At 71.0% G+C, this 22991-nt stretch carries 17 protein-coding genes, 4 tRNA genes and 1 other RNA gene; 9 read left to right on the forward strand and 13 right to left on the reverse strand.

Annotation, left to right across the window (positions count from 1 at the left end):
• Positions 1-55: 55 nt before the first annotated feature.
• From purM to purS, 7 genes are all read right to left on the reverse strand, one after another.
• Positions 56-1126 carry a phosphoribosylformylglycinamidine cyclo-ligase gene (purM, locus tag ACFRKB_RS16200; RefSeq protein ID WP_383106437.1) on the reverse strand — a complete coding sequence of 357 codons (1071 nt, stop codon included), beginning with the start codon at positions 1124-1126 and terminating at the stop codon, positions 56-58.
• Positions 1127-1199: 73 nt separating this feature from the next.
• Positions 1200-2726 (reverse strand): amidophosphoribosyltransferase, encoded by a 1527-nt coding sequence (purF, locus tag ACFRKB_RS16205; RefSeq protein WP_365974345.1) that lies wholly within the window; start codon positions 2724-2726, stop codon positions 1200-1202.
• 73 nt (positions 2727-2799) lie between these two features.
• A complete protein-coding gene (locus tag ACFRKB_RS16210) occupies positions 2800-3672 on the reverse strand; it encodes an META domain-containing protein (protein WP_383106439.1) in 873 nt (290 codons plus the stop codon).
• A 71-nt stretch (positions 3673-3743) separates the two neighbouring features.
• Positions 3744-4547, reverse strand: coding sequence for a maleylpyruvate isomerase family mycothiol-dependent enzyme (locus ACFRKB_RS16215; protein ID WP_383106441.1), 804 nt, complete (start codon positions 4545-4547; stop codon positions 3744-3746).
• Between the two features lie 148 nt (positions 4548-4695).
• Positions 4696-6954, reverse strand: coding sequence for a phosphoribosylformylglycinamidine synthase subunit PurL (gene purL / locus ACFRKB_RS16220; RefSeq protein ID WP_383106442.1), 2259 nt, complete (start codon positions 6952-6954; stop codon positions 4696-4698).
• The gene (gene purQ / locus ACFRKB_RS16225) at positions 6954-7634 is read right to left on the reverse strand and encodes a phosphoribosylformylglycinamidine synthase subunit PurQ (protein WP_383106443.1); all 681 of its coding nucleotides are present in this window, start codon (positions 7632-7634) and stop codon (positions 6954-6956) included. Before purQ ends, purL begins: the two co-directional genes overlap by 1 nt.
• Positions 7631-7906, reverse strand: a complete 276-nt coding sequence (purS, locus tag ACFRKB_RS16230; protein WP_383106444.1) for a phosphoribosylformylglycinamidine synthase subunit PurS — start codon at positions 7904-7906, stop codon at positions 7631-7633. Before purS ends, purQ begins: the two co-directional genes overlap by 4 nt.
• 376 nt (positions 7907-8282) lie before the next feature.
• Here purS and ACFRKB_RS16235 point away from each other — a divergent pair, with 376 nt between their 5' ends.
• From ACFRKB_RS16235 to ACFRKB_RS16270, 8 genes are all read left to right on the forward strand, one after another.
• A complete protein-coding gene (locus ACFRKB_RS16235; protein ID WP_030350028.1) occupies positions 8283-8618 on the forward strand; it encodes a histone-like nucleoid-structuring protein Lsr2 in 336 nt (111 codons plus the stop codon).
• A 152-nt stretch (positions 8619-8770) separates the two neighbouring features.
• Positions 8771-8842, forward strand: a tRNA-Gly gene (locus tag ACFRKB_RS16240).
• A gap of 89 nt (positions 8843-8931) precedes the next feature.
• Positions 8932-9004, forward strand: a tRNA-Gly gene (locus ACFRKB_RS16245).
• Between the two features lie 169 nt (positions 9005-9173).
• A complete protein-coding gene (locus ACFRKB_RS16250) occupies positions 9174-10124 on the forward strand; it encodes an ABC transporter ATP-binding protein (protein ID WP_383106446.1) in 951 nt (316 codons plus the stop codon).
• A 5-nt stretch (positions 10125-10129) separates the two neighbouring features.
• A complete protein-coding gene (locus ACFRKB_RS16255) occupies positions 10130-10960 on the forward strand; it encodes an ABC transporter permease (RefSeq protein ID WP_383106447.1) in 831 nt (276 codons plus the stop codon).
• Positions 10961-10999: 39 nt separating this feature from the next.
• Positions 11000-12508: a sensor histidine kinase gene (locus ACFRKB_RS16260; protein ID WP_383106449.1), complete on the forward strand. Its 1509-nt coding sequence runs from the start codon at positions 11000-11002 to the stop codon at positions 12506-12508.
• A complete protein-coding gene (locus ACFRKB_RS16265) occupies positions 12505-13116 on the forward strand; it encodes a response regulator transcription factor (protein WP_326611550.1) in 612 nt (203 codons plus the stop codon). Before ACFRKB_RS16260 ends, ACFRKB_RS16265 begins: the two co-directional genes overlap by 4 nt.
• Positions 13117-13138: 22 nt before the next feature.
• A tRNA-Gly gene (locus ACFRKB_RS16270) sits at positions 13139-13211 on the forward strand.
• 141 nt (positions 13212-13352) lie between these two features.
• On the opposite strand, the gene ACFRKB_RS16275 is transcribed toward ACFRKB_RS16270, so the two are convergent.
• From ACFRKB_RS16275 to ffs, 6 genes are all read right to left on the reverse strand, one after another.
• Positions 13353-14252, reverse strand: coding sequence for a phosphoribosylaminoimidazolesuccinocarboxamide synthase (locus ACFRKB_RS16275; RefSeq protein WP_383106450.1), 900 nt, complete (start codon positions 14250-14252; stop codon positions 13353-13355).
• A 245-nt stretch (positions 14253-14497) separates the two neighbouring features.
• Positions 14498-16003, reverse strand: coding sequence for a N,N-dimethylformamidase beta subunit family domain-containing protein (locus ACFRKB_RS16280; protein WP_383106452.1), 1506 nt, complete (start codon positions 16001-16003; stop codon positions 14498-14500).
• 277 nt (positions 16004-16280) lie between these two features.
• Positions 16281-18371 carry a hypothetical protein gene (locus ACFRKB_RS16285; RefSeq protein WP_383106453.1) on the reverse strand — a complete coding sequence of 697 codons (2091 nt, stop codon included), beginning with the start codon at positions 18369-18371 and terminating at the stop codon, positions 16281-16283.
• Between the two features lie 388 nt (positions 18372-18759).
• On the reverse strand, positions 18760-20055 hold the full coding sequence (gene purD / locus ACFRKB_RS16290) for a phosphoribosylamine--glycine ligase (protein WP_383106455.1): 1296 nt from the start codon (positions 20053-20055) through the stop codon (positions 18760-18762).
• Between the two features lie 72 nt (positions 20056-20127).
• Entirely contained in the window at positions 20128-22482 is a 2355-nt protein-coding gene (locus ACFRKB_RS16295) for a DNA polymerase III subunit gamma and tau (RefSeq protein WP_383106456.1), read from the reverse strand.
• A gap of 51 nt (positions 22483-22533) precedes the next feature.
• Positions 22534-22632, reverse strand: an RNA gene (gene ffs / locus ACFRKB_RS16300) — signal recognition particle sRNA small type.
• Positions 22633-22704: 72 nt separating this feature from the next.
• Here ffs and ACFRKB_RS16305 point away from each other — a divergent pair.
• Positions 22705-22792 (forward strand) — tRNA-Ser (locus ACFRKB_RS16305).
• Positions 22793-22991: the final 199 nt, after the last annotated feature.

Genomic DNA, 22991 nt, shown 5'->3' on the forward strand with positions numbered 1-22991 from the left:
GTGCTGTCCGCTGCTCCCCTGGACGGGTGTCCCGGCACTCACCCCGCGTAGTCGATCAGCCCGCGTAGTCGCCGGTCAGCGTGGCGCCGGTGGTGTGATCGGCCCGCTCCGTGATCTCGCCGGCGATCCAGGCGTCCACCCCCCGGTCGGCCAGCGTGGTGAGTGCGGCGTCGGCCGACTCCGCCGGGACGACGGCCATCATGCCCACGCCCATGTTCAGCGTCTTCTCCAGCTCCAGGCGCTCCACCCGGCCCGCCGTGCCGACGACATCGAAGACCGCGCCGGGGGTCCAGGTCGAGCGGTCCACCGTGGCGTGCAGTCCGTCCGGGATCACCCGGGCCAGATTGGCGGCCAGGCCGCCGCCGGTGATGTGGCTGAAGGCGTGCACCTCGGTGGTCCTGGCGAGCGCCAGGCAGTCCAGCGAATAGATCTTGGTGGGTTCGAGCAGCTCCTCACCCAGCGTGCGGCCGAACTCCGCGACCTCGCGGTCCAGCGACCAGCCGGCCCGGTCGAAGACCACGTGCCGGACCAGCGAGTACCCGTTGGAGTGAAGACCGGAGGACGCCATGGCGATCACCGCGTCACCCGTACGGATACGATCCGCGCCCAGCAGCCGGTCCGCCTCGACCACGCCCGTACCCGCGCCGGCGACATCGAAGTCGTCCTCGCCGAGCAGCCCGGGGTGCTCGGCGGTCTCGCCGCCGACCAGGGCGCAGCCGGCCAGCACACAGCCCTCGGCGATGCCCTTGACGATGGCGGCGACCCGCTCGGGGTGGACCTTGCCGACACAGATGTAGTCGGTCATGAAGAGGGGCTCGGCGCCGCAGACCACCAGGTCGTCGACGACCATGCCGACCAGATCGTGACCGATCGTGTCGTACACGCCCATCTTGCGGGCGAGGTCGACCTTCGTACCGACGCCGTCGGTGGCGGAGGCGAGCAGCGGGCGTTCGTAGCGCTTGAGGGCGGAGGCGTCGAAGAGGCCGGCGAAGCCGCCGAGGCCGCCGAGGACCTCGGGGCGCCGGGTCTTCTTGACCCACTCCTTCATCAGCTCGACCGCGCGGTCACCGGCTTCGATGTCGACGCCCGCGGCGGCATAGCTGGCACCAGTAGTCGTTTCGGACATGGCTGGATACTTTCCTGTCGTCTTGCGGTCGTCGGAGGGACGGACGGTCACGGGCGGGGAGGGAAGCGGACGGCTACGGGCGCCGGAGCGCGTCCGTGGCGGCGGTGTTGGCCGGGCCCGCCGCCAGCTCGCTCTCCAGCAGCCGCTTGCCGAGCAGCTCGGGGTCGGGAAGATCCATCGGGTACTCGCCGTCGAAGCAGGCGCGGCAGAGATTCGGCTTGGCGATGGTCGTCGCCTCGATCATCCCGTCGAGGGAGATGTACGCGAGGGAGTCGGCCCCCATGGAGACGCCGATCTCCTCGACCGTCATGCCATTGGCGATCAGCTCGGCGCGGGTGGCGAAATCTATCCCGAAGAAGCACGGCCACTTCACCGGCGGCGACGAGATCCGGATGTGGACCTCGGCGGCGCCCGCCTCGCGGAGCATCTTGACCAGGGCGCGCTGGGTGTTGCCGCGGACGATCGAGTCGTCGACGACGACCAGGCGCTTGCCCCGGATGACTTCCTTCAGCGGGTTCAGCTTGAGGCGGATGCCCAGCTGGCGGATGGTCTGGGACGGCTGGATGAAGGTCCGGCCGACATAGGCGTTCTTGACGAGGCCCGAACCGTACGGGATGCCACTGGCCTCCGCGTAGCCGATCGCGGCCGGGGTGCCGGACTCCGGGGTCGCTATGACGAGATCCGCCTCGACCGGAGCTTCCTTGGCGAGTTTCCGCCCCATTTCGACCCGGGACAGATAGACGTTCCGCCCGGCGATGTCCGTATCGGGACGAGCCAGATAGACATACTCGAAGACACAGCCCTTGGGCTTCGCTTCCGCGAATCGCTGCGAACGGAGACCGTTCTCGTCGATGGCGATCAGCTCGCCGGGCTCGATCTCCCGGACGTACGAGGCGCCGCAGATGTCGAGCGCAGCGCCCTCGGAGGCGACGACCCAGCCGCGTTCGAGCCGGCCGAGGACCAGCGGGCGGATGCCCTGGGGGTCGCGGGCGGCGTAGAGCGTGTGCTCGTCCATGAAGACGAACGAGAAGGCGCCCTTGACGTCGGGCAGCACCTTGGCGGCGGCGTCCTCGACCGTGAGGGGCTTGCCGTCCTCGTCGACCTGGCTGGCGAGCAGCGCCGTGACCAGGTCGGTGTCGTTGGTGGCGGCGACGCGGGTCGTCCGGCCGTTCTCCTTGGGCAGATCGGCGACCATCTCGGCGAGCTGGGCGGTATTGACCAGATTGCCGTTGTGGCCGAGCGCGATGGAGCCATGGCCCGTGGCCCGGAAGGTCGGCTGCGCGTTCTCCCACACCGAGGCTCCGGTGGTGGAGTAGCGGGCATGGCCCACCGCGATATGCCCGAGGAGTGAGCTGAGGGAGGTTTCGTCGAAGACCTGTGAGACCAGGCCCATGTCCTTGAAGACCAGGATCTGGGACCCGTTGCTCACTGCGATGCCCGCGGACTCCTGTCCACGGTGCTGCAGGGCATACAGTCCGAAATAGGTGAGCTTGGCGACCTCTTCGCCCGGGGCCCAGACTCCGAAGACGCCACAAGCGTCCTGGGGGCCTTTCTCTCCGGGGAGCAGGTCGTGGTTGAGTCGTCCATCACCACGAGGCACGCCACCGAGTGTAGGCGAGATCGACCACTGGTCCGAATTGGGGATACGGACGGGCCCCCCGGCCGCCCCCGGACTACTTCCCGGGAGCGGCCGCGGTGGCGCTCAGTCCCTGGCCGCCGGCGGACGTGAGGGTCAGCCCGCGGTGACCCAACTCATAGGCGACCTTGCCCTCCAGCACCTTCTGTACCTGGCGTTCCAGGGTCATTTCGGGCCCCGGGCAGAGCTTGCGGGTGGAGCTGACCCGGCCGATGGTGAGGATGCCCGGGGCACCGGGCTCGGGCTCGGTGAGCCGGGCGGGCGCGCTGAAGGAGTTGCAGCCGAGGCTGCCCTCCAGGGACAGCTCCTCGCCGTCCTCACGGAACGTGAAACGCGCCTTGCCGTCCGTCCCCTTGGGCAGGGAGGTGGCGGTGGCTCCCCGGCCCAGCGCGCCGACGGTCCACTCCGTGCCCACGAGGGGCGCGGGAGGCTCGGAGGTCAGGGCGATCGCGTCGCCGTCGGCGGTGGTGAGCGTGAGCCGTTTGTCCTGGACGGTGGCCTTGAGCGTGCCGGAGAACGCGCCGCTGAGCGCCCTCTCGAAGGTCTCCAGCTCCTTGGGACAGCCGATCAGCGTGGACTGCTTCTTGCCCACGGTGACGGTGTCGCCCTCGACGGTGACGTCCGCGCCGATGGAGTTGCAGCCCGTCTTCGCGCTGGCCCGGCCCTGGGAGTCGATCTCCACGCTGGCGCCGTTGGGGGCGGCGGTCTTCTTGCCGCCGACGGTCACGCTGTCGACGTGCCAGCGCACATCGGTGAGGGCGGTCTCGGTCCGTACCTCCCCGCCGGAGCCCGCGCCGGCGCCCGATCCCGAGCCCTTGCCGGACTCCGTACCGCAGGCGGTCAGTGTGAGCAGAGCGACGGTAGTGACGGCTGTGACAGTGGTGATGGGGATGATCCGCTGCTTCGGCATACCCGTGGGACGGGGCCGGCGGGGCTCCGGTTCCGCGGTTCTTCCGGTGTCGCCCGGCTGGCGGCGGTCCTTCACCCCATGAGCGGGAGCAGCCCGGCCAGATCCGCGCGCTCGCCACTGGCGCTGACCTGCGCCGCGTCGAGCGCCGCGCGCCAGGTCGTACGTCCGGTGGCGAGCCTGACCCAGGTCAGCGGATCGGTCTCCACGACGTTCGGCGGCGTACCGCGGGTGTGCCGGGGACCCGCCACGCACTGCACCACGGCGTACGGCGGGATCCGCACCTCGGTCGAGGCCCCGGGCGCCTTCAGCGCGAGGGCGTCGGCGAGCAGCCGCGTACAGGCGGCGAGCGCCTGCCGCTCGTAGGGAATGCTCAGCCCGGCCGCCCGGTTCAGGTCGTCGGTGTGCACGATCAGCTCGACGGTCCGGGTGACCAGATAGTCCCCGAGGCGCATGGCGCCGATCCGGGTCGCCAGCAGCCGGTCGTCGGGGGCGCCGGGCAGCAGCGCGGCGACGCGCGTCCCGGCCCGCTCGAACAGCTCGTCGGGGGTGGCGGACGCGGCGAGCGCGTGAACGTCCTCGGAGACGGCCGTGCCGTGAGCGGCGGTCGTGAACGGCCACTCGGGCAGGACGACCACGGGACCGGGCGGCGGTCCGGGGTACTCGGGCTGTTCGAGACAGCGGTTGACGGACTCGACGGCCATGCTCAGATGCGCGGCCAGCTCGCGGACGGTCCAGTCGCCGAGCCCTGCGGGCAGCGCGAGCTGCTCGGGGGTGAGCCGGGCGACTGCCTCGCGTACGGTCCCGAACTGGGTCAGGACGGCGGTCCGGATCTTGGCGGAGTCATAGCTGCGCAGACGCTTCTTGGCCGGTGGCATGGCGCGAGCATATGCGCGGCCCTGGACAAGGTCCGTACGGATCTCCGCGTACGACGGGCGCGCAGCGATCGCGCGGGCGGCGCGCTCACGACGGAGCCCCCGCCCGGTGGAGACCGGGCGGGGGCTCGTCGCGTGCGGACTTACTCGTTCAGGCCAGCAGCGCGGGGATCGTGCCCTCGTGGGCGTCCTTCAGCTCGGCCAGCGTGACGCTGAACTCGCCCTGGATCTCGATCGCGTCGCCGTCCACGACCCCGATCCGGGTCACGGGCAGCCCACGCGCACCGCACATGTCGGTGAAGCGGAGCTCCTCGCTGCGCGGTACGGAGACGACCGCGCGCCCCGCGGACTCGCTGAGCAGGAACGTGAACGCGTCCAGGCTGTCCGGCACGACCAGCCGGGCGCCGTTCCCGCCGCGCAGGCAGGACTCGGTGACCGCCTGGATCAGACCGCCGTCGCTCAGATCGTGCGCCGCGTCGATCATGCCGTCACGGGACGCCGAGATCAGGATCTCGCCGAGCAGCTTCTCCCGGTCCAGGTCCACGGCCGGCGGCAGCCCGCCGAGGTGGTCGTGGACGACCTGCGACCAGGCCGAGCCGCCGAACTCCTCGCGCGTCTCGCCCAGCAGATAGAGGAGCTGGCCCTCTTCCTCGAAGGCGATCGGCGTACGGCGGTTGACGTCGTCGATCACACCGAGCACCGCGACGACCGGCGTCGGGTGGATCGCCGTCTCACCGGTCTGGTTGTAGAGCGAGACATTGCCGCCGGTGACCGGGGTGCCCAGCTGGAGGCAGCCGTCCGCCAGACCGCGCGTGGCTTCGGCGAACTGCCACATGACCGCCGGGTCCTCGGGCGAGCCGAAGTTCAGGCAGTCGGAGATCGCGAGCGGCTTGGCGCCGGAGGCGGCGACATTGCGGTACGCCTCGGCCAGCGCGAGCTGCGCGCCCGTGTACGGGTCGAGCTTCGCGTACCGGCCGTTGCCGTCGGTCGCCATCGCCACGCCGAGGTTCGACTCCTCGTCGATCCGGACCATTCCGGCGTCCTCCGGCTGCGCGAGGACGGTGTTGCCCTGCACGAACCGGTCGTACTGATCGGTGATCCACGCCTTGGACGCCTGGTTCGGCGACGCGATCAGCCGCAGGACCTGCTCCCTCAGCTCGGCGGAGGTCGCCGGGCGTGCCAGCTTGTTGGCGTCGTCCGCCTGGAGGGCGTCCTGCCAGCCGGGGCGCGCGTACGGCCGGTGGTAGACCGGGCCGTCGTGGGCCACCGAGCGCGGCGGTACGTCGACGATCTGCTCGCCGTGCCAGAAGATCTCCAGGCGCTCGCCCTCGGTCACCTCACCGATGACGGTGGCGATGACGTCCCACTTCTCGCAGATCTCCATGAAGCGGCCGACCTTGTCCGGCTCGACCACCGCGCACATGCGCTCCTGCGACTCGCTCATGAGGATCTCCTCGGGCGAGAGGGTCGCGTCACGCAGCGGTACGGTGTCCAGCTCGACCCGCATCCCGCCCGAACCGGCGGACGCCAGCTCGCTGGTGGCACAGGAGAGCCCGGCGCCGCCGAGATCCTGGATACCGGCGACGAGCTTCTCGCGGAAGATCTCCAGGGTGCACTCGATGAGGAGCTTCTCCTGGAACGGGTCGCCGACCTGGACGGCGGGCCGCTTGGCCGGGCCGGTGCTCTCAAAGGTCTCGCTCGCCAGCACCGATACCCCGCCGATGCCGTCGCCGCCGGTGCGGGCGCCGTACAGGATCACCTTGTTGCCGGGACCCGACGCCTTCGCGAGATGGATGTCCTCGTGCTTCATCACGCCGATACAGCCGGCGTTGACCAGCGGGTTGCCCTGGTAGCAGGCGTCGAAGACGACCTCGCCGCCGATGTTCGGCAGGCCCAGGCAGTTGCCGTAGCCGCCGATGCCCGCGACGACGCCCGGCAGGACGCGCTTGGTGTCGGGGTGGTCGGCCGCGCCGAAGCGGAGCGGGTCCACGACGGCGACCGGGCGGGCGCCCATGGCGAGGATGTCGCGCACGATGCCGCCGACGCCGGTGGCCGCGCCCTGGTAGGGCTCGATGTACGACGGGTGGTTGTGGGACTCGACCTTGAACGTGACCGCGTATCCCTGGCCGACGTCCACGACGCCCGCGTTCTCGCCGATGCCGACGAGCATGGCGTCGTTGGCCGGGGCCTTCTCGCCGAACTGCTTGAGGTGCACCTTGCTGCTCTTGTACGAGCAGTGCTCGGACCACATGACGGAGTACATGGCCAGCTCGGCGCCGGTGGGACGGCGCTCCAGGATCTCGCGGATCCGGGCGTACTCGTCCTCCTTGAGACCGAGCTCCTTCCAGGGCTGCTCGGCCTCGGGCGTACCGCTCGCGTGCTTGACCGTGTCGAGGGTCTTGATGGTCATCAGGCGCTTACCAGCTTCTTCAGGATCGAGGTGAAGAATCCCAGGCCGTCGGTACGGCCCGTACCGATCAGCGGCTCCACGGCGTGCTCGGGGTGCGGCATCAGGCCGACGACATTGCCCGCCGCGTTGGTGATACCGGCGATGTCGCGCAGCGAACCGTTGGGGTTGCCGTCCAGATAGCGGAAGGCGACCCTGCCCTCGGCCTCCAGCTCGTCGAGCGTGCGCTCGTCGGCGACGTACCGGCCGTCGATGTTCTTGAGGGGTACGGAGATCTCCTGGCCAACCTCGTAATCGGCGGTCCAGGCGGTGTCCGTGGTCTCGACCCGCAGCTTCTGGTCGCGGCAGATGAAGTGCAGGTGGTTGTTCCTGAGCATCGCCCCGGGCAGCAGATGGGACTCGGTGAGGATCTGGAAGCCGTTGCAGATACCGAGGACCGGCAGACCGGCCTTCGCCTGCTCGATGACCGTCTCCATCACCGGGGAGAACCGGGAGATGGCGCCGGCCCGCAGATAGTCGCCGTAGCTGAAGCCGCCGGCCAGCACGACGGCGTCGACCTGCTTGAGGTCCTTGTCGCGGTGCCAGAGGGAGACGGGCTCTGCCCCGGCGATCCGGACGGCGCGCAGACTGTCCCGGTCGTCCAGGGTGCCGGGGAAGGTGACGACTCCGATACGAGACGTCACTTCGACTCCTCGGCCTTCTCCGCCTTCTCCGACTCGACCTTCACGATGAAGTCCTCGATGACGGTGTTGGCGAGGAACGTCTCGGCCATTTCATGGATACGGGCGAGGGCGGCGGCGTCGACCGGCCCTGCCACCTCAAGCTCGAAGCGCTTTCCCTGGCGGACGTCGGCGATCCCCTCGAATCCCAGGCGGGGCAGTGCGCGCTGCACCGCCTGGCCCTGCGGGTCGAGGATCTCCGGCTTGAGCATGACGTCGACTACGACGCGTGCCACTGGCACTCCCGGTGGTGTGGTGCGGCTGGTTCTCGCTGCTGTCTTCTCCGGGGAATCCCCCAGACCCCCCGAGCTCCTTCAGCGTACCCGGCCGCAAAATCTACGCGGGTAGATATACCGGTTCACAGATCACGCCGTGATTTCGGCCCCGGCGACGCCGGGAAAAATCCAGGGAAAAAGTCACTCCCCACCATTGCCTCGGGACACGCTGATGCAATTGGCTGGGCTTCACAATGCGATGCCTGCCGCTGTACAAAGGAATGCAGAAGAAAGCAGCACTGCCCCATAACAGCCGGAAGGCCGGTATCGCCGCACGTCAGCCGCGTTTCTCGCAGGTGACGGGCGTGGCCGGTACCGCAGGAAAGGACCGATATCCGTGGCGCAGCGCGTAGTGGTCACGCTCTCCGACGACATCGACGGAGGAGAAGCGGCGGAAACGGTCACGTTCGGCCTGGACGGGAAGTCGTACGAGATCGACCTCAATCCCGCCAATGCAAAGAAACTGCGCAAGGCCCTGGCACCGTTCATGGCCGCAGGCCGAAAGCAGACAAACGCCAGCAAGCACGGCAAGTCTCGCACCACCTATCGGCACACCGCCCTCGCACCCGACCCGGCGGCGGTCCGCGCGTGGGCGCAGTCCCACAAGATGGAGGTGCCGGCCAGGGGCCGGATCCCCAAGCGGGTGTACGAGGCGTTCCGCGAGGCGAGTTGAGCCCGTGGCACCCGGCTCCGCGGGCCCGGCGCGGCCCGGCCCCGCGGGCAGTACGCCCCGCGGGGCACGGAGTTGCACAGCACCCCCATTGATCGGCTAGAGTTTGGACCACGCCGAGGGGCAAGGCCGAAAGGCCAAACCCCAAGCAGCGTGCGGGTGTAGTTCAGTAGTAGAACGCCCCCTTTCCAAGGGGGAGGCGCAGTGTGCAATTCCTGTCACCCGCTCTGCATCGCTCTCCGGACCTCCGGTCCGATGGTTCAGCACTCCAGTTGGATCAGGTAGAGTGGTGTTCGCGCCGGTCTTCCGACGCACTGCGGACGTAGCTCAGTTGGTAGAGCGCAACCTTGCCAAGGTTGAGGTCGCCAGTTCGAACCTGGTCGTCCGCTCAGAGATGAAGGCCCCGGTCACTTCGACCGGGGCCTTCTTCGTATATCCCGGCGGTCGAATCCGGCGGCTGATTCCTGCGGCCGATTCCGGCGGCCGATGACAAATGTCATCCGCCGCGATGACACCGCGCACTGCCGACCGCACCGGTCGGGCGGAAACCTCGAAGACATGATGAACGACGCGGTAATCGAGGTGGAAGAGCTGAGGCGGGCCTACTCCGGCGGCTTCACGGCGGTGGACGGTGTCTCCTTCTCCGTGGCGCGCGGCGAGCTGTTCGCGCTGCTCGGGACGAACGGAGCGGGAAAGACCTCCACCGTCGAAATGCTGGAGGGACTCGCCAGACCCAGCGGCGGCACGGTCCGGGTGTTCGGCCGTGATCCGTACACCGAGCGGGCATCCGTCCGGCCCCGGATGGGCGTGATGCTCCAGGAGGGCGGCTTCCCGTCCGATCTGACGGTCGCCGAGACCGTACGGATGTGCGCCGGCTGCACCAGCGGGGCGCGGGCGACCCAGGAGGCGCTGGATCTGGTGGGGCTCACCGAGCGCTCCGGCGTACGGGTCAAGCAGCTCTCCGGCGGGGAGAAGCGGCGCCTGGACCTGGCGCTCGCGCTGCTCGGCCGGCCCGAGGTGCTCTTCCTCGACGAGCCGACGACCGGGCTGGACGCCGAAGGCCGGCGCGACACCTGGGAATTGGTCAGGGAGCTGCGGGACGGCGGCACCACCGTGCTGCTGACCACGCACTACCTGGAGGAGGCCGAGACCCTCGCCGACCGGCTGGCGATCATGCACCGCGGCCGGATCGACATCACCGGCACCCCGGCCGAGGTGACCGCCACCCGGCCGGCCCGGATCCGCTTCGTCCTGCCCGGGGACGTCCCCGCCGGGCGGCTCCCGCTGTCCCTGCGGGCGGCGGCGGACGGACAGGCGGTGGAGATCCGTACGCAGCGGCTCCAGCGGGATCTGAGCGAACTCCTCCGGTGGGCCGAGGAGTCGAACGTGGAGCTGGAGGCGCTGGACGCGCGGTCCGCCTCCCTCGAAGAGGCGTTTCTCGACATCGCGGCGCGGGGCGCGGAAACGGTGGAAGCGGTGGAGACGGTGGAAACGGTGGACGCACGATGAGCGCGATGAGTGCGGGGAAGACGAGCCCGGGGAAGACGGAGAGCCCGCGGAGCGAGGAGACCGGCGTACGGACGACCACGACCGGGGACCGCCTCAAGGCACTCGGCCGGGCCGAGTTCGCGCTGCTCGTACGGAACAGGACGGCACTGTTCACCGCCCTGTTCGTGCCGCTGGGGATGATCGTGGCGATCAGGGAGTCGCTCGGCAGGATCGACCTCGGCGACACCGGGTTCAGCGTCATCGAGGCGTCGATGACCGGCGGCGTCGGCATGGTGCTGGTGATGGCCGTCTACGGCAGCCTCACCTCCGCGTACACCGCGCGGCGCGAGGAACTGGTGCTCAAGCGGCTCCGCACGATGGAGGCGTCCGACCGGGAGATCCTGATCGGCACCGCGCTGCCGGCGGCCGGGCTGGCGTTCGCACAGTCCGCCGTGATGATCGCCGCCGGGGTCGCGTTCCTCGACGTACGGGCGCCGCAGCAGCCGGTGGTGCTGGCCGGCGGGCTGCTGATCGGTCTTGTGCTGCTCAGCGCGCTGGCGGCGGCGACCTCCGCTGTCACCCGTACCGTCGAGAGCGCCCAGATCACCATCATGCCGCTGTTCATGGTCTCGGTGGTCGGCTCGGGGCTGTTCGTACCGCTGGAGGCACTGCCCGAGCGGGTGGCCTCCGTGTGCGAACTGCTGCCGGTGACCGGGGTCATGACGCTGATCCGCGCCGGCTGGCTCGGCGGGGCGGAAGGGAACGACCTGCTGGGCGCGGCGCTGAGCGCCTTGGTTTGGACCATCCTCTCAGTGTTTGCTGTACAGCGATGGTTCCGCTGGGAGCCTCGTCGCTGAGACACGGACACAGGCACCAGGACACCGAGGAAGGGCGCGATGTCCAGACTGACGGGCTGGTGGCACGGCAGGGGCGGGCCGGCCAGGAGCAACATGGCCAAGGTCGAGCTCTACACCCGCTGGACGTTCCATGCCTTCACGGGCATCGAGGTCGGCGTGATCGGCATTCCGCTGCTCGTCGACGGGGGCGGAGTACAGCTCGGAGGCTGGCTGTTTCTGCTGGTCATCGTGCATGCCGCGCTGTCGGGCGTGCTGCTGTCGCTGGCCATGGACTGGCGTCGGGGGCGGCGTGAGCAGCCTGTACGGCTGATTCTGGGCGTTTCCGCGCTGACAAGCGGAGGCATCATCCTCGTGCTCGCGCTGCGGAGTACCGGCTCGATCCCCTCGGACACGGGGTACGCGACTCTGCTGGTGGGGTTCGCCGGCTTCGGTCTGGCGGCGATCATTCTGGGACTGCGCACGACGGCGCACGGGGTGTACGCCGTGCTCGGTATGACGGTCGGTACGGCGGCCATGAGTCTGGTGCTCGGGCTGGGGTGGATCAGCGCCGCCGCGAACGCGTTCGCGGTCTTCGCCACGGGTTCGGCTCTCGGCTTCTCCTGTGTTTTCTCGGCCTGGCTGGTCGATGTCGTATGGGAGCTGGACGAGGCGCGGGAGCTGCATACGCGGCTCGCGATCGCGGAGGAGCGGCTGCGTTTCGGGCGCGATCTGCACGATGTCATGGGCCGCAACCTCGCGGTGATCGCGCTGAAGAGCGAGCTGGCGGTCCAGCTGGCGGAGCGCGACCGGCCGGGGGCGGCGGCCCAGATGACCGAGGTGCAGCGGATAGCGCAGGAGTCGCAGCGGGAGGTACGGGAGGTCGTACGCGGCTACCGGGAAGCGGATCTGCACACCGAACTGGAAGGAGCCCGGGGCGTGTTGAAGGCGGCGGGCATCGACTGCCGGATCACGGGGGGCGATGTCGGCGGACTGTCCGCCGAGGTCCAGTCGGCTCTGGGGTGGGTGGTACGGGAGGCGACGACGAATGTGCTGCGGCACGGGGACGCCCGGCGGTGCACGGTACGGCTGTCGCAGACCGGGGGGCCGGGGGCCGACGAGGGGCCGGACGGCGGGTCCGGCCGGTTCGCCGGTGGGTCCGGCGGCCGGGAGGCGGTGCTGACCGTGGAGAACGACGGGGTGCCGGATGCCGGTACGGGTGCCGGTACGCGGGCCGGGAAGGGCCCCGGGCTCGCGCGACGCGGATCCGGGCTTGCGGGGAAGGACTCCGGACTGGCCGGGAAGGGTTCGGGGCCGGCCGGGAAGGGCTCCGGGCTGGCCGGGAAGGGTTCCGGACTGGTCGGGAAGGGCTCCGGACTGGTCGGGAAGGGCTCCGGGCTCGCGGGGCTGCGGGAGCGACTGGCCGCGCTGGACGGGACCCTCGACGCGGGAAGTACGGCGGACGGCTGCTTCGTCCTGACGGCGCGGGTGCCGCTGCCGGGGACGGCCGCCGAGGACGTCCGCCCGGTGTCCGATGAGGCCGACGAGGCCGGCGAGGAGGTGGCGGTATGAGTCCTGTTCGCGTCCTGCTCGCCGACGACGAGCATCTGATCCGGGGCGCGCTCGCCGCGCTGCTCGCGCTCGAAGACGATCTGGTCGTGGTCGCCGAGGCGGCCTCCGGGCCGGAAGCCCTGGCGATGGCCCGTGCCCACCGGCCCGATGTGGCCGTCCTGGATCTCCAGATGCCGGGCGCGGACGGTGTGAAAGTCGCCACATCGCTCCGTACCGAACTGCCCGGCTGCCGGACGATGATCGTGACCAGCCACGGCCGGCCCGGCCATCTCAAGCGGGCGCTGGCCGCGGGCGTACGGGGCTTCGTACCGAAGACGGTGAGCGCGCGGCAGCTCGCCGAGATCATCCGTACCGTCCACGCCGGTAACCGTTTCGTCGACCCCGAGTTGGCGGCGGACGCCATCTCGGCCGGGGACTCGCCGCTGACCGCGCGGGAGGCCGAGGTCCTGGAGCTGGCGGCGGACGGGGCGCCGATCGCGGAGGTCGCGGAGCGGGCGTCGCTGTCGCAGGGGACCGTACGGAACTATCTGTCGTCGGCGGCCTCCAAACTGGGGGCGGAGAACCGTCATACGGCGGTGCGTCTCGCACGCGAGCGAGGTTGGGTATAGTGGGCTTCGCGCCACGGCGCACGCGGACGTAGCTCAGTTGGTAGAGCGCAACCTTGCCAAGGTTGAGGTCGCCAGTTCGAACCTGGTCGTCCGCTCAGTACAGAAGCCCCCCGGCCGGATCGGTCGGGGGGCTTCTTCGTGTTCCGGCGGCCTTTCCGGCCGCGTGCTCCGGCGGCGTCCTTCGGCGGTGTACTTCGGCGGCGTGTGTATCCGGCGGCTGCTCGCTCGTGCCGGGCCTACCGCCAGCTGAGGCCGGTGAGGCGCTCGTACGCCTCCAGGTACTTCGCGCGGGTCGCGTCGACGATCTCCTGCGGCAGCGGGGGCGGCGGCTGCTCGCTCGCGCGGTCCCAGCCGGAGGCCGGGGAGGTCAGCCAATCGCGTACGTACTGCTTGTCGTACGACGGCTGCGCGCGGCCCGGCTCCCAGGTGTCGGCCGGCCAGAAACGCGAGGAGTCGGGGGTCAGCACCTCATCGGCGATCACCAGCCCCTCGCCGTCGAACCCGAACTCGAACTTGGTGTCGGCGAGGATGATCCCCCGGTCACGGGCGATGTCCCGGGCCCGGCCGTAGACGTCGAGGGTCGTCCGGCGCAGCAGGGCCGCGGTCTCCGCGCCGACCTGGCGGGCCACTTCCTCGTACGGGACGTTCTCGTCGTGGTCACCGACGGCCGCCTTGGTGGCGGGCGTGAAGATCGGGGCGGGCAGCTCGGAGCCGTCCATGAGGCCCTCGGGGAGCGTGAGCCCGCAGACGGTGCGGGACTGCTTGTACTCCGTGAGACCCGAGCCGGTCAGATAGCCGCGGGCGACGCACTCCACCGGGACCATCCGGAGCGACCGGCAGACGAGGGTACGGCCGGCCCAGTCGGCGGGGGCGCCCGCGGGGAGGTCGGTGGAGATCACATGGTGGGGCACGAGATCGATGAGCTTCTCGAACCACCAGAGCGAGAGCTGGGTGAGCACCCGGCCCTTGTCGGGGATTTCGGTGGGCAGCACCCAGTCGTACGCGGACATTCGGTCACTGGCGACCATCACGAGGTCGCCCGCCTCGTTCCGGTACAGATCCCGCACCTTGCCGGTGTGGATATGCACCAGACCCGGCACCTCTACGGGCTCGGGCTTTTCTACGAATCCGGACACGGTTCCTCCCCGTGGTTCTGTCCGATCTGAGAGATCGCCTCGATTCTCCCGTATGCCGGAAGTCCCAGCTCGCAGGGGTGCCGCGCGCCGTCCAGTGCCCCGTCGGTCCCGTCCGTCCCGTCGGTCACTTCCGCCCCGCCGGTCGCGTCCGTCCCGCCGGTCACTTCCGCCCCGCCGGTCACTTCCGCCCCGCCGGTGCCGTCCGTCCTGTCGGTCCCGTCAGTCGCGTCGGTCCCATCGGTCCCTCAGTCCCGCTTGCAGATCCGGTCCAGGAGGTTGGCGGTCGCGCGCTGGATACGGGGGTCCACATGGCCCGGCCGGTCCAGCGCCGGGGACCAGGCGAAGGTCCCCGACGCGAAGACGAGCGCGCCGGACGGAGCGCGGTAGAGCGAGGTCTCCTGGTGGCGTCGGCTGTTGTCGAGATCGCGGTACGGGGAGTGCGCGAGCAGGATGCGGTCCTGGTGGTCGGGGAGTGCGGTGCGCGGGAAGTAACGGTCCGCCTCACCCGCGACGAGCCCCTCGATCTCGTCACCCTCGGTCGCGCCGGTGGCTTCCCAGAGCCAGTGGTCGGCGTTCCGTACGACCAGGGGGCGCGGCTCGGGGACGCGGCCCGCGTACTGGATTCCGAGCAGCTGCTGCTCCGGCTTGTCCACTTCTCGCCAGAGCGTGGGACGGCCCGGACCTCGGCGCTTGCGGCAGGTGAGCAGGCGGTCGGGGACGCCGGAGGCCGACGGCCCCAACTCCACCTGCCAGTACATGGTGTTGGCGGAGAGGAAGACGAGTGAGGTGCCGCCGTCGCGCGCGGCCTCGACGGTCCGGCGCATGGGGACGGACCAGTACTCGTCATGGCCGGGGAAGACCAGGCCCCGGTAGCGGCTGGGGTCGACGCGGCCCGCGTGCAGATCGCGGGTGTCGGCGTAGGCGAGGTCGTAGCCGTACCGCTCGGCCCAGCGGATGAAGTCGTAGGCGTGGCCGACATGGAGGGGCAGCCCCGCGCCCGCGTAGGGGCGGTCGAAGGAGACGGTCGTGGCGGCGTCCTGCTCGCCGAGGAGCCGGCCCTCTTCGTCCCAGGCGTGGTAGAGGCTGGCGCCGGTGTGGCCGTCCTCGGGATAGAGGTTGTACGCCTGCCAGGTGATGTCGGGGAGGAGCAGAAGCAGATCGGCGGGGTGGCTGTCGCGGACCGTGAAGGGGATGTGGGAGCGGTAGCCGTCGACCGTCGTGAGGACGGCGACATAGGCGCCGAGCGCCCAGAACTCGGGGATCTGGAGCCGCCAGGAGAGCCACCAGTGATGGCAGGAGACGGTCCGGTCGGCGGCGAGCGGGGGCGGCTGGACGATCCCGGAGAGCCGGGGGCTGGTGATGATCTTGCGGGCGCCGTCGCCGCCGTAGTGCCCGATCCGGTAGATGTCGACCGAGAACTGCTGGGGCGGGTCGACGGTGACATGGAAGTCGATCGCCTCACCGGGGGCGACGGCGCCGGTGGACGCGAAGCCCTTGATCTGGCGTCGTACGTCGTCGGCGGTACGGGTGCCACCGCTGCCGGCGCTGCCGCCGTGGTGGCCGTAACCGGCGTGGTTGCCCTGGCTGTCGCTGCCCAGGTGGGGATCGGCGTACCAGGGGACGACATGGCCGGTGTCGTCGAAGTAGTTCTCGCTGCCGCGCAGCCAGGGCAGCGGGCCCTGGCCGAAGGGATCGCTGACCGCGTGGGCGAGCGCGCCCGATTCCCACCGCCGGATCTGGTCCGCCCCCATGGTGCGCCCCTCCTCCGAGCCCCCGCGCCATCAGGTGGCACGACCGTTGACAGATGCGCCGACGCGAGCACCGACGCGCCGGTGATACGACCGTTTATCCGGCCGGTGAAGCGGTCGGGTGTAAGCGGCGACCCCCAGCACATCACATTACGCACGCACTCCGTCACCGTTCGTTGCGAATTAACCTTAACGGAACGCGACAATGGTGATTCACGGTGTGATAAGGGATGGTCCGCGATCGTGAGCCGCGCTCAAAAAGGTGGTGTGTGGAGGGGGCTCACACGAGGCGCACGGGCTTCTCGGCCCGTACGCCGAGCGATGTCAGCCAGGAACGGAGCGGCTCGGCGTCGCCGCCCTCGACCAGGCTGAGGACGCGCCCGCCCAGATCCGCGCGGCGCTCGCCGTCGATCAGGAGGGCCGGGCCGTCGAGCCAGTCGAGGCCGGGCGTGGCGCCCGCCGTATCGACGGCGGAGCAGCAGACCATCGCCGTGACATGGTCGGCGAGCAGCTCACGGCCGCTGCGGGGCGGCTGGAGGGGGAAGAGGGGCAGCGGGTCGGTACCCCAGAGCGCGAGGGCGTCGCTCGCGGCCTCGGCCGGGGCGGCCGGAACCGCCGCGGCCTCTTCGCGGGCCAGCTCCGCGCTGATGCCGGCGGCCAGGGCATCGCCGGCCTCACTGACCTCGCCGGTCCTGGCGGCTCCGGGGGCTCCGGGGGCTCCGGGGGCTCCGGGGGCTCCGGGGGCTCCGGGGGCTCCGGGGGCTCCGGGGGCTCCGGGGGGCCCGTAGCTTCCGGGGGTGCCGGGGGTGTGGCCGGGCATGGCGGTACCGCTCGCCTTGCCGCCGGCCGTGGTGGAGCCGCTGGTCCCGGTGGGACCGCCCGTACCGGTGGGACCGCCCGTACCTGTGGGGACGCCCGTACCTGTGGGGACGCCCGTACCTGTGGGGACGCCCGTACCTGTAGGAGTGCCCATCCCTGTTGGAGTGCCTGGCCTTGTCGAGCCGTCCGTTCCGGTGGGGCCGTCCGTTCCGGCGTCATGTCGGGAGAGGTGGTCGATGACCCGTTCCAGGGTCGGGCCGGGGCTCAGGGCTGAGCCCGCGGGGTCGGCGGAGCGCCGCACGCCCATGGTGTCGAGGACGCGGTGCAGCCTCGCCGCTTCCGTACGCCACTTACGGTCGACCACCTCCTCCGGATACTGCTGCCAGTCCACCGGCGACCAGTCCGGGCCCGCCTCGGCCGGTCCGCCGTGGAAGAGGCGGGCGGCCAGCAGGGAGGCCGCCTCGTCGACCACGCCCGGTTCTTCGAGCAGATCGCAGGCGGGACGCTCGCCGAGCCGGGAGGCGAAGCCCTCGGCGAGGCGGTCACGACGGGACAGCTCGGTGAGCGCGGACACCACGCCGGCGTCCAGCCGGGAGGGCCAGCGGCCCATGCGCCACGCGGGCAGCGCGACCCTGGTCAGCAGCCGGTCCCAGCCCGCGTACGCGAGGCCCACCTGCTCCTGGGCGACGATGCGCAGACCGTAGTCCACCGCCTGTGCGCGCTCGGACGCCGCCGCCGCGACGCCGCGCTCCATCAGCGCGGCATGCTCGCCGCAGCCGCGCAGCAGCAGCTTGGCGACCCGGCCGACAAAGCCCAGCGCCACGCGTTGTATCGGCCCCAGGCCCGGCCGGGTCGCGACCGCCACCGCCGCGTCCAGCCCCCGGACGAACCGGCGGGCCGCGGCTATGTCCGGATGCGCCGAGGGACCCGTACCGGCCACGACGGGGGCGAGCACGGCGCGCAGCTCCGCGACCCGCATCCACCACAGGAAGGGCGAACCGATCACGAGGACGGGGGCGGCCGGGATCCGCCGGGCGGCGCGCCGACGGCCACCGCCGAAGCCGGACAGCGCGCGCGGGTGTGGCTGCGTATATGCGTCCGAATGCGTACCCGAGAGCGCCTCGGCGTGGGCCGGATGCGTACGGTCCTCCAGCCAGCTGTCGCAGTCCGGGGTCAGCGCTATGGCCGAGGGCGCGGGCACGTCGAGCCGCTCCGCGAGGTCCCGTACCAGCCGGTAGAGATCGGGGGCGGCCTTCTCGGTGACCGGGACGGTCGGGCTGAGCGCGGGCCTGGCGCGGTCGACCACGGCGGCGACGGCGCCCGCGAGCAGCAGCACGACGAGCGCGAAGCCCGTCACGGCCCAGCGCGCGATGTCCCAGCCTCCGCCGCTGAGGCGTCCCGTGGCCCCGCCGACGAGCAGTACGACGGCGACCGCGGCGGGGAGCAGCGCCACGGCCAGCGCCCGGCTGCGGATGCGCAGCACGGCGAGAGCCCGTACCCGGGCGCCCTGAGCACCCATCTCCTCACCGATACCGATACCGGAACCGGACATGGTCGGAACTCACCCCCTCTGCCCTGCGGCCTGCGTTGCTCACTCCCCCACTGTGGCACCCGCCACTGACATCGCAATGCCGGTGGGCCAAGTGCCGGAACGCCTGCGCCGCACCCTAGTTGGACCCTGGAGACCCGTCATCCGGATGGACCAACGGTCACTCGATGGAATGGCTTTGGGTAAAGCTGCTGACGGGAGCCGCAGCCGAGGGAAGAGCGGGAGAAGCAGAGAAACGGAGAAGCGGAGAAGCGGGAAAGACGAACGGGCGCCCGCCGTCCCCAGGACAGCGAGCGCCCGCCCGCCCGAGATCCGGCCAGGCGAGGCGAGGCCGAGTCGGATCAGCTCGGATCGGATCGGATCAGCTCGGATCGGATCGGATCGGATCGGATCAGGCTCCCGCGGCCTCCGTGGCTTCCGCGGTCCTGACGGCCTCCGCGGCCTCCGCGGCCTCACGGGCGATGTCCGTACGGTGCTGGGACCCGTCCAGACGGATACGGCGCAGCGCCGTGTACGCGCGCTCCCGCGCCTGCGTCAGGTTCTTGCCCGTCGCCGTCACCGACAGCACGCGACCGCCGGCGCTCACGACCCTGTCACCGTCGCGCCGGGTGCCGGCGTGCAGGACGTACGCGTCGGGGGCGTCCTGCTCCGCGATCTCCCCCAGACCCTCGATCGGATCGCCGGTACGCGGCGTGTCCGGGTAGTTGTGCGAGGCGACGACCACCGTGACCGCCGCGTCGTCGCGCCAGGTCAGCGGGGGCAGCATGGCGAGGTCACCCTCCGCCGCCGCCAGCAGGACGCGGGCCAGCGGCGTCTTGAGCCTGGCCAGGACCACCTGTGTCTCGGGGTCACCGAAGCGCGCGTTGAACTCGATGACCCGCACGCCGCGTCCGGTGATCGCGAGGCCCGCGTACAGCAGCCCGGAGAAGGGGGTACCGCGGCGGTGCAGTTCGTTGACCGTCGGCTGGAGAACGGTCTCCAGGACCTCGTCCACCAGCCCGGGGTCGGCCCACGGCAGCGGGGAGTACGCGCCCATGCCGCCCGTGTTGGGGCCCTCGTCGTTGTCGAGAGCGCGCTTGAAGTCCTGCGCGGGCTGGAGCGGAAGGACCGTCTCGCCGTCGGTGATGGCGAAGAGCGAGACCTCGGGGCCGTCGAGGAACTCCTCGATGACGACGCGGTCGCAGCCGAGCGCGTGCTCGCGCGCCACGGCGAGATCCGCGGTCACGACGACGCCCTTCCCGGCGGCCAGTCCGTCGTCCTTGACGACGTAGGGCGGGCCGAAGGCGTCGAGCGCTTCGTCGATCTGCTCGGGGGTGGCGCAGACGTAACTACGGGCCGTCGGAACGTTCGCGGCGGCCATCACATCCTTGGCGAAAGCCTTGGAGCCCTCCAGCTCGGCCGCCTCCCGGGACGGGCCGAAGCATGGGATGCCCGCGGCCCGTACGGCGTCGGCGACCCCGGCCACCAGCGGCGCCTCGGGCCCGACGACGACGAGCCCGGCCCCCAGCTCGGTGGCGAGGCGGGCCACGGCCGTACCGTCCAGCGCGTCCACCGGGTGCAGCTCGGCCACCTCGGCGATGCCGGCGTTGCCGGGCGCGCAGTGCAGAGCGGTGACCTCGGGGTCGAGGGAGAGAGAGCGGCACAGGGCGTGTTCGCGGGCGCCGCCGCCGATGACAAGGACCTTCACGAGGGGCAGCCTAGCCGGGACAGGGCGCCGCTCCGTGTGCGGGCCTTGGACGGGCCGCCGAAAGACGGACCGCTATTCGTTTGTGTATTCCTCCACAACCGTGGCTCCCAGCTCGCGCACGATCAGTTCATGGCCGGAGAGCGCGGAGTCGACGAGGTCCGGATCGTCCTCCTCCGGAATGTCGTCCTCCGGTGCCACCGGCGGCTTCGCGGGCGCGCCGGGTCTGTTGTCGGGCCGGTCCGAGCGGTCGGGTCCGTTCTGGCGCTGCGGCTCGGGTCGCGCCGTACCGGCACCGGTCGGGCCCTGGGATACGGGGGCGGCCGACGACTGCGACGCGTGCGCGGGCTGGGCGGGACGCTGTGCCTGCGGGGCGGCCGGGGTGGCGTTCGAGGCGGAGGGGGCGCCTCCGTAACCGCCACCGCCGCCGTACCCCCCGCCGCCTCCGTAGCCACCGCCTCCGTAGCCACCGCCGGAGCCGGGCGCGCCCGCGCCGCCGGGGCCACCGTAACCGCCTCCTCCGCCGCCGCCTCCTCCCGACGGGGGCGCGGCGGTGCCGCCCGACGGGTCGACGATCGCCTCGATCTTCCACTGCACATGGAACTGCTCGGAGAGCGCCTGCTTGAGCACGTCCTCGCTGCCGCTGCTCGTGAAGTTGTCCCGGGCGCCCGCGTTGATGAAGCCGACCTGGAGCGTCGTCCCGTCGAACCCCGCGACCTGCGCGTTCTGGCTGAGCAGGATCCAGGTGAAACGCCGGCGGTTCTTCACTGCCTCCAGGATGTCCGGCCACATGTTCCGTACCTGGCCGGCGCCCTGCGTCATACCGGGGGCCGGCGCGGCGGCACCGGGCTGGGGAGCGGCGGGTGCGGGCGCCGCCGGTCCCGGCGTCGGTGCGGCCCCCTGTCCTTGCCCTTGTCCCTGTCCCTGTCCCGGAGTGGAGGCGGTGGGCCAGCCACCGGGACGGCGCCCCGGAGCCTCCGGCGCCGCGGCGGAGGGCCAGGCGCCGGGCCGCTGCGGCTCGGCGGCGGGGGCCGGGGCGGGAGCGGGGGCCGACGGGGGCGCGGCAGACGGCGGAGCGGTGGGCTCCGCCGCGGCATGCGGCACGGCCGGTGGTACGGCCGGTGGTACGGCCGGTGGTACGGACGCGGGCGCGGCCGGTCCGGGCATCGCGGGCGGTACGGGCGCGTGCGCCGCGGGCCCGGGGACGTACCTCGTCGCGGGACCGGGCCCCCCGGCCGAGAACGCGGCCCCCGCAGTCGACGCGGCGGCGGCCGCCCCTCGCTCCAGCCGGTCGAGCCGGGCCTGCACCGACCGCTCGTCGTCGAAGGCCGCGGGCAGCAGCACCCGCGCGCAGATCAGCTCCAGCTGAAGCCGGGGCGAGGTGGCCCCGCGCATTTCCGTCAGCCCGGTATTGACGAGATCGGCCGCCCGGCTCAGCTCGGCCGCGCCGAAGACCGACGCCTGGGCCCGCATCCGCTCGACGACATCGGCGGGCGCGTCGATCAGCCCCTTCTCCCCGGCATCCGGCACGGCGGCCAAGATGACCAGGTCCCGCAGCCGCTCCAGCAGATCGGCGACAAAGCGCCGCGGGTCGTTGCCGCCCTCGATGACCTGCTCCACGACCTCGAACGCCGCGGCGCCGTCCCCCGCCGCGAACGCGTCCATCACCGCGTCGAGCAGCGACCCGTCCGTATAACCGAGGAGGGCCGTCGCCATGGCGTACGTCACACCGTCCTCGGCCGCGCCCGCGAGCAACTGGTCCATGACGGACATCGAGTCACGCACGGACCCGCCACCGGCCCGTACGACCAGCGGCAGCACCCCGTCCTCGACCGGGATCCGCTCCTTCCCGCACACCTCACCGAGATAGTCGCGCAGCGTCCCCGGCGGGACCAGCCGGAACGGATAGTGGTGCGTACGCGACCGGATCGTGCCGATGACCTTCTCGGGCTCCGTGGTCGCGAAGATGAACTTGAGATGCTCCGGCGGCTCCTCGACCACCTTCAGCAGCGCGTTGAACCCCGCCGACGTGACCATGTGCGCCTCGTCGATGATGTAGATCTTGTAACGACTGCTCGCGGGCCCGAAGAACGCCTTCTCCCGAAGATCACGGGCATCGTCCACACCACCGTGCGACGCGGCGTCGATCTCGATCACATCGATGGACCCCGGCCCGTTCCTGGCCAGGTCCTTGCAGGACTGGCACTCACCGCACGGCGTCGGCGTCGGCCCCTGCTCGCAGTTCAGACAGCGCGCGAGGATGCGCGCACTGGTCGTCTTCCCACAGCCACGCGGCCCACTGAACAGGTACGCGTGATTGACCCGGTTGTTCCGCAGGGCCTGCTGCAGCGGGTCAGTGACATGCTCCTGCCCGATGACCTCGGCGAATGACTCGGGGCGATAACGGCGGTACAGCGCAAGGGACGACACACCTACGACGATATCGGCCCGCTACGACAACGCCCCCCTACCACCACCCCCAACGCAAGCGCCCCCCACGCACCCGCCAGAGCCGACCTACCCTTGCTGCCTTCCGGCCCTGGGGGAGTTCAGTCAGATAGCGCCACGTGAGGGGCTCCGCCCACAGTACCTGATCCCGGAGGCCCGGATCGAGTTCGCGAGCACTCCCCGGCGTCTTGTATTGTTTGCCGCGGAGGATTCGCCTAGTGGCCTAGGGCGCACGCTTGGAAAGCGTGTTGGGGGCAACCCCTCACGAGTTCGAATCTCGTATCCTCCGCCAGTGCCTCACCGGGCACGATGTCGAAGGGCCCCACCGTTCGCGGTGGGGCCCTTCGACGTTCTTCGTCTCGGCCGTCGCCGCCGTGTGGTGCGCGGTGGGGGCTGGATGCGCCATTCTTGATGGCCGTACGGCGCTGGTCGGCCGGTGGTGTTGTTCCTCGTACGGGATGAGGTGTCCTCATCGGTAAGTCAGGTGGATC

This window comes from Streptomyces scopuliridis (genome assembly GCF_042790125.1).
In the GTDB taxonomy this organism is placed as follows: Bacteria; Actinomycetota; Actinomycetes; order Streptomycetales; family Streptomycetaceae; genus Streptomyces; species Streptomyces scopuliridis_A.